This window comes from Plesiomonas sp., assembly GCF_051652165.1.
In the GTDB taxonomy this organism is placed as follows: domain Bacteria; phylum Pseudomonadota; class Gammaproteobacteria; order Enterobacterales; family CAMTGL01; genus Plesiomonas.
The window spans coordinates 39,265-45,764 of the sequence record NZ_JBOFTR010000018.1 but is presented as its reverse complement, the minus strand read 5'-3'; the positions used below and the strand labels follow the sequence as shown (position 1 = coordinate 45,764).

At 47.0% G+C, this 6,500-nt stretch carries 8 protein-coding genes; all 8 read right to left on the bottom strand.

Translation table 11 applies throughout. The annotated features are described in order from the left end of the window. The coding region (tuf, locus tag ACRC53_RS12990) for an elongation factor Tu (RefSeq protein ID WP_438643808.1) at window positions 1-931 on the bottom strand (931 nt) is incomplete at its 3' end. 80 nt (window positions 932-1,011) lie between these two features. Next, window positions 1,012-3,126 (bottom strand): elongation factor G, encoded by a 2,115-nt coding sequence (gene fusA, locus ACRC53_RS12985; protein WP_438643807.1) that lies wholly within the window; start codon window positions 3,124-3,126, stop codon window positions 1,012-1,014. 84 nt (window positions 3,127-3,210) lie between these two features. Beyond that, a complete protein-coding gene (gene rpsG, locus ACRC53_RS12980) occupies window positions 3,211-3,681 on the bottom strand; it encodes a 30S ribosomal protein S7 (protein ID WP_438622910.1) in 471 nt (156 codons plus the stop codon). Window positions 3,682-3,772: 91 nt separating this feature from the next. Continuing rightward, window positions 3,773-4,147 (bottom strand): 30S ribosomal protein S12, encoded by a 375-nt coding sequence (gene rpsL / locus ACRC53_RS12975; RefSeq protein WP_010862737.1) that lies wholly within the window; start codon window positions 4,145-4,147, stop codon window positions 3,773-3,775. Between the two features lie 332 nt (window positions 4,148-4,479). Beyond that, the gene (gene tusB / locus ACRC53_RS12970) at window positions 4,480-4,770 is read right to left on the bottom strand and encodes a sulfurtransferase complex subunit TusB (RefSeq protein WP_438643806.1); all 291 of its coding nucleotides are present in this window, start codon (window positions 4,768-4,770) and stop codon (window positions 4,480-4,482) included. 127 nt (window positions 4,771-4,897) lie between these two features. Next, window positions 4,898-5,263 carry a sulfurtransferase complex subunit TusC gene (gene tusC / locus ACRC53_RS12965; RefSeq protein ID WP_438643805.1) on the bottom strand — a complete coding sequence of 122 codons (366 nt, stop codon included), beginning with the start codon at window positions 5,261-5,263 and terminating at the stop codon, window positions 4,898-4,900. A gap of 47 nt (window positions 5,264-5,310) precedes the next feature. Continuing rightward, window positions 5,311-5,742, bottom strand: a complete 432-nt coding sequence (gene tusD / locus ACRC53_RS12960) for a sulfurtransferase complex subunit TusD (protein ID WP_438643804.1) — start codon at window positions 5,740-5,742, stop codon at window positions 5,311-5,313. A 2-nt stretch (window positions 5,743-5,744) separates the two neighbouring features. Next, window positions 5,745-6,467, bottom strand: coding sequence for a helix-turn-helix transcriptional regulator (locus ACRC53_RS12955; protein ID WP_438643803.1), 723 nt, complete (start codon window positions 6,465-6,467; stop codon window positions 5,745-5,747). Window positions 6,468-6,500 lie beyond the last annotated feature (33 nt).

Sequence of the window (6,500 nt, the reverse complement as noted above, 5' to 3'; positions counted from 1 at the left end):
TATAAACTTCTGCTACGAAGTTGGTGTGTGGCTTGATTGAGCCTGGCTTAGCCAGTACTTGACCACGCTCTACGTCATCACGCTTGGTACCACGCAGAAGAACACCTACGTTCTCACCTGCACGGCCTTCGTCAAGCAGTTTACGGAACATTTCAACGCCGGTACAAGTTGTCTTAGTAGTCTCTTTGATACCTACGATTTCAACTTCTTCACCCACTTTAACGATACCGCGCTCTACACGACCGGTAACAACTGTACCACGGCCAGAGATTGAGAATACGTCTTCGATTGGCAGCAGGAATGGCTTGTCAATTGCACGCTCTGGTTGTGGGATGTAGCTGTCCAGGTAGCCTGCCAGCTCAACAATCTTCTCTTCCCACTCTGCGTTGCCTTCCAGTGCTTTCAGTGCTGAACCGCGAACAATTGGAGTGTCATCACCTGGGAAATCGTACTGAGACAGCAGCTCACGCACTTCCATTTCTACCAGTTCCAGCAGCTCTTCGTCATCAACCATGTCACACTTGTTCAGGAACACGATGATGTAAGGAACGCCAACTTGACGACCCAGCAGGATGTGCTCACGAGTCTGTGGCATTGGGCCATCAGTTGCAGCAACTACCAGGATAGCGCCGTCCATCTGAGCAGCACCGGTGATCATGTTTTTCACGTAGTCGGCATGACCTGGGCAGTCAACGTGTGCGTAGTGACGAGTTGGGGTGTCGTACTCTACGTGAGAAGTGTTGATGGTAATACCACGCGCTTTCTCTTCTGGTGCGTTATCGATTTGATCGAATGCACGAGCCTGGCCACCGTATACTTTTGACAGTACGGTAGTGATTGCTGCGGTCAGGGTAGTTTTACCGTGGTCAACGTGGCCGATAGTACCAACGTTAACGTGCGGTTTAGTACGTTCAAATTTTTCTTTAGACACGGCTATATTCCTTACTATAGTGCTCTCCCTTTGGAGAGAGCACGGGACTTAGGTTTAATCCTGGGTTTTAATCCTGTGGATTACTTACCACGGGCTTCAATAACGGCCTGAGCAACGTTGTTAGGCGCATCATCATACTTCAGGAATTCCATGGTGTATGATGCACGACCTTTAGTCAGAGAACGCAGCTGAGTTGCATATCCGAACATTTCAGACAGCGGAACTTCAGCATGGATCTTAACGCCAGTTACATCGGATTCTTGACCACGCAGTAAACCGCGACGACGGCTCAAGTCACCGATAACATCACCAGTGTTCTCTTCAGGAGTTTCTACTTCAACCTTCATGATTGGCTCAAGCAGAACTGGGTTTGCTCTCTTAAAGCCTTCTTTAAAGGCAAGAGATGCAGCCAGTTTAAACGCCAGTTCAGAGGAGTCAACGTCATGGTAAGAACCGAAATGTAGACGGACACCCATGTCAACAACTGGATAGCCAGCCAGAGGGCCCACTTTCAGCTGTTCCTGGATGCCTTTATCAACGGCTGGGATGTATTCGCCAGGAATTACACCACCTTTGATGTCGTTGATGAACTCGTAACCTTTCGGGTTAGAGCCTGGCTCCAGTGGGTACATGTCGATCACAACGTGACCATACTGACCACGACCACCAGACTGCTTAGCATGTTTACCTTCAACATCAGTAACTTTCGCACGAATCGCTTCGCGGTAAGCAACCTGAGGTTTACCTACGTTCGCTTCAACGTTGAATTCACGCTTCATACGGTCAACGATGATGTCCAGGTGCAATTCACCCATACCGGCGATGATAGTCTGGCCAGACTCTTCGTCAGTCCATACGCGGAAAGACGGGTCTTCTTTTGCCAGACGGCCCAGAGCTAGACCCATTTTTTCTTGGTCAGCTTTGGTTTTTGGTTCAACTGCAATAGAAATTACCGGCTCTGGGAATTCCATACGCTCTAGAATGATTGGGTGAGCTGGGTCACATAGAGTGTCACCCGTGGTCACGTCTTTCAGACCAATAGCGGCAGCGATGTCGCCTGCACGAACTTCTTTGATCTCTTCACGTTTGTTAGCGTGCATCTGTACGATACGGCCAAAACGCTCACGTGCTGACTTCACAGAGTTCAGGATGGTGTCACCGGAGTTAACCACACCAGAGTAAACGCGGAAGAAGGTCAGGTTACCCACGAATGGGTCGGTAGCAATTTTGAACGCCAGTGCAGCAAATGGCTCTTTGTCACTTGCCTGACGCTCTGCCGGTGTATCTTTACCGTCGTCTAGGATGCCGTTGATCGCAGGCACGTCAACTGGGGATGGCAGGTAGTCAACTACCGCATCCAGCATCGCCTGAACACCTTTGTTCTTAAACGCAGAACCACAGGTTACCAGGATGATTTCGTTGTTTAGAACGCGCTGACGCAGAGCTTTTTTGATCTCTTCTTCAGTCAGTTCTTCACCACCCAGGTATTTATCCATCAGCTCTTCAGACGCTTCTGCAGCAGATTCGATCAGGTTCTGGTGCCATTCGTCAGCCAGATCCTGCATTGCAGCTGGGATATCTTCGTATTCGAAGGTCACACCATGGTCTTCATCGTTCCAGTTGATGGCTTTCATTTTCACCAGATCGATAACACCGGTGAAGCCGTCTTCAGCACCAATTGCCAATTGCAGCGGAACAGGGTTCGCGCCCAGACGACTTTTGATCTGGCCAACAACTTTCAGGAAGTTAGCACCCATACGGTCCATTTTGTTAACGAACGCGATACGAGGTACTTTATATTTGTTAGCCTGACGCCATACGGTCTCAGACTGTGGCTGAACGCCACCTACCGCACAGTAAACCATTACCGCACCGTCCAGTACACGCATCGAACGTTCTACTTCGATGGTGAAGTCAACGTGCCCTGGGGTGTCGATGATGTTTACGCGATGCGGTTCGTACTGCTTAGCCATACCTGACCAGAATGCAGTAGTCGCTGCGGAGGTGATGGTAATACCACGCTCTTGTTCCTGTTCCATCCAGTCCATGGTGGCTGCGCCGTCATGAACTTCACCGATTTTGTGGTTTACACCGGTGTAGAACAGAATACGTTCGGTAGTAGTAGTTTTACCGGCATCAATGTGAGCACTAATACCGATATTACGGTAGCGCTCGATAGGAGTAGTACGAGCCACAATGTCTTCCTCTATGAACTAAGGACGTTCTTCTGTCGGAAAATAAGGAAGTGCAGACCCCAATAGAGTCTGCACTTTTCGGTATTACCAGCGGTAGTGAGCGAACGCCTTGTTGGCTTCGGCCATGCGGTGAACGTCTTCACGTTTCTTAACTGCAGTACCTTTGTTGTCTGCAGCATCAGACAGTTCATTCGCTAGACGCTGTGCCATGGATTTTTCACCGCGCTTACGAGCGGCATCGACCAGCCAGCGCATACCCAGTGCGTTACGACGCACAGGACGCACTTCAACAGGTACTTGGTAAGTAGAGCCACCAACACGGCGAGCTTTAACTTCCACTGTTGGACGGATGTTGTCCAGTGCAGTTTCAAAAGCAACCAGGTGATCTTTACCAGAACGCTGGGCCAGGATTTCCAGCGCTGTGTATACGATTGATTCAGCAGTAGACTTCTTACCGTCTACCATCACAACGTTAATGAATTTAGCCAACAGCTCAGATCCGAACTTTGGATCCGGCAGAATTTTACGTTGACCAATCACGCGACGACGTGGCATAGGAATTCTCCGTTTAAAACTTCAGGTTATCCAAAACTCAAAGAGTTTTTGATTTGTATAGGGGTGTTTGGCCTTACTTAACGGAGAACCATTAAGACTTAGGACGTTTTACACCGTACTTGGAACGAGATTGCTTACGGTCTTTAACGCCTGCACAGTCGAGTGCGCCGCGAACGGTGTGGTAACGCACACCTGGCAAGTCTTTAACACGACCGCCACGGATCAGCACAACGGAGTGCTCTTGCAGGTTATGACCTTCACCGCCGATGTAGGAGGTAACTTCAAAACCGTTAGTTAAACGTACACGACAAACTTTACGCAGAGCAGAGTTTGGTTTTTTTGGAGTGGTAGTATATACACGAGTACATACGCCACGCTTTTGTGGACAAGCTTGCAGCGCAGGAACGTTGCTCTTTTCAACGTTCTGGGTACGCGGTTTGCGTACTAGCTGGTTAATAGTTGCCATTAAATATAGCTCCTGGTTTTACTTCGTAAACACGTGAAAAATCCTCCCCAGAGTATGGGGACGCAGCATTCTAGAATCGTGCTTTGAGGGTGTCAAGAAATATACAACATATGCACTCAAAGCAATGTATTAGTATACTGTAGTTTTTGATGATCGTCATCCCTAAGCGCACGTCACGTGCGTACGTTTATTGTTGTTACCTGACAACGGATTGCACAAGCTATATTGGCGGTGTTAATCCATGTTGAGGTGATTTTGTTATCGTTCTATGCTGAGATTCGTGCTTTAAAGGTTCTATTTCTAGTGTATTCAGATTGTTAGCAACCCCATTATTAACATGCATATTGTGTTGGATGTTGTTCGGTAAGTTTTACCCATGCATCATAGTTAATTTGTTCAATCATGGGGTGTAAGCGTGTAACAAGCCCCCTGGCTAAACAATCTGGTTGTAAAGCGTATATTTTGACACTGCGTTGCAGCAGTTGTTCCGTACTTTCTGTTCCCGCTAAACTTGCAATAACACCATCTGCCCAAAGCAAAATGACATCATTTTCCGATATCAGTGGTTGTAGTTGTGCGAGTACATTTTTCTGATACGGTGAGTGAGATACGGTATAGAGCATAAAGATACCTTGAGACTGGCCAAATAGAAGTATCAGATAATCAAGCACAAATATATTTTGTGTGATTACCACGTTAGGCAATAAATGCACTCGGTGGTAAGTGAATAACCGTCTGTTAATTACGCGGTTAGAAAGTCAGTATGGTGTCGTATTCAGCCAGTTTTTGTTGTAATTGGGAATAGCAAAGTGGCTCTGCATCCAATACAAGAAGATGTTGTTCTGTGATGCCCCGCTGCTGTAGGCTTTCTGTGCTGATATAGATATTTTCAATGTCATACAGCGGTAAGAGTTTGAAGGTGGCAATATAGTTACGTGCTAAGATTATTTCAGGCTGTTGTTCTGGTAACAGTTGTAAAACGCCATCTCCAATAAAAAATACACTTAGGTTATCGCTGTAAGCAGAGGTCGCCAGTAAGGCATCAAGCCCTTCACGCCCAACAGCATTTCCATGAGGTGGTTGAGTAAAGATAAAAGCGATGCGTTTCATGCTCATAAACAGGGCTCAGGATCGGGAATACGTTAGTTGACTAGAATCTGTGGCTAAAATTGAACAACACGATCACAGGTAAGGGTGGCTTGTGCCAGTTCTCCCAACCCCGACAGGTTAAAGGCGGGATGCAGGTTGTAATTTGCCAGTTGTTCTTGTTGAGCTTGCTCTGTATCTACGATGCCACGACGCAACGCGGCAGAAACACAAACATTTAATGGGATCTGATGTTGAGCCGATAGTTGTGCCCAGGCCTCAACCAGATGGTGTTCATCACTGGCTGGTGCGGTGAATGCGTTGGCATTGGCAACACCTTCCCGATAAAAGAATATTTGGCTTAAGGTATGACCCCGCGCCAATACAGCTTGGGCAAATTGATAGGCGCTACTGGCTGTTTGTGTGCCATACGCAGGGCCGGTAACCAGCAGTGCATAGGTGAGTATGCTGTGGTTTGGCTGCAAAGGCGTATTTACTGAGCTGCTCATGATTATTCGCTTCCCGCCAAAATATCATCATTTTTAAACTGTCTGATATAAAGATAGACGGTATGTTTAGAGATGTTGAGTCTATCGGCAACTTGATTGATAGCATCTTTGATATCAAAAATTCCTTTCTCATACAGTGCGAGTACTATCTGCCGATTTTTGGCGTTATTAGATACGCTACGATCAGCATTAACTTCTTCTATGGTGTATTCAAGTGTTTGTGCAACGAGTTCATCAACTGAACTGGCAAAATTGACATTAGATGGTGATTCACGCGCCTCTTCAGGCATGAAGGCTTTGAGGACTTGTGAGAACGGGGCATCAAGGTTGATGTTAATACACAATAAGCCAATGACACGGTTATCACGATTACGAATGGCGATGGTGATCGATTTCATCAGTGCACCACCACCTTTTGCGCGGGTAAAATATGCGCGTGAAACACTGGCATTTTCCATATCATGCAGCATGCGTAATGCCAAATCAGTGATCGGTGAACCAATGGTACGGCCTGTAATATCACCATTAGCAATACGTACGGCTGAATGGTTTAGGTCTTCTAGTGAGTGTAATACAATTTCACAGTGGTTGCCGATTAACGTAGCAAGACCATCAACGACGGCTTCATAAGAACGCAGGATGTCATGATCGAGTGTGGTAAACGGGCGGTGATCTAATAAATCGTGCTCCGTAGGTTGTTCATTACAGAGAAGCTCGTTCGACATTGCTATCTCGCATGTAGAGGGATTAGTGGTAAT

What these genes read in the sequence shown, in the direction of transcription:
- tusB (WP_438643806.1), bottom strand. Translation starts at nt 4,770, where the DNA reads ATGCTCTATACCGTATCTCACTCACCGTATCAGAAAAATGTACTCGCA.
- tusC (WP_438643805.1), bottom strand. Translation starts at nt 5,263, where the DNA reads ATGAGCATGAAACGCATCGCTTTTATCTTTACTCAACCACCTCATGGA.
- rpsG (WP_438622910.1), bottom strand. Translation starts at nt 3,681, where the DNA reads ATGCCACGTCGTCGCGTGATTGGTCAACGTAAAATTCTGCCGGATCCA.
- rpsL (WP_010862737.1), bottom strand. Translation starts at nt 4,147, where the DNA reads ATGGCAACTATTAACCAGCTAGTACGCAAACCGCGTACCCAGAACGTT.
- ACRC53_RS12955 (WP_438643803.1), bottom strand. Translation starts at nt 6,467, where the DNA reads ATGTCGAACGAGCTTCTCTGTAATGAACAACCTACGGAGCACGATTTA.
- tusD (WP_438643804.1), bottom strand. Translation starts at nt 5,742, where the DNA reads ATGAGCAGCTCAGTAAATACGCCTTTGCAGCCAAACCACAGCATACTC.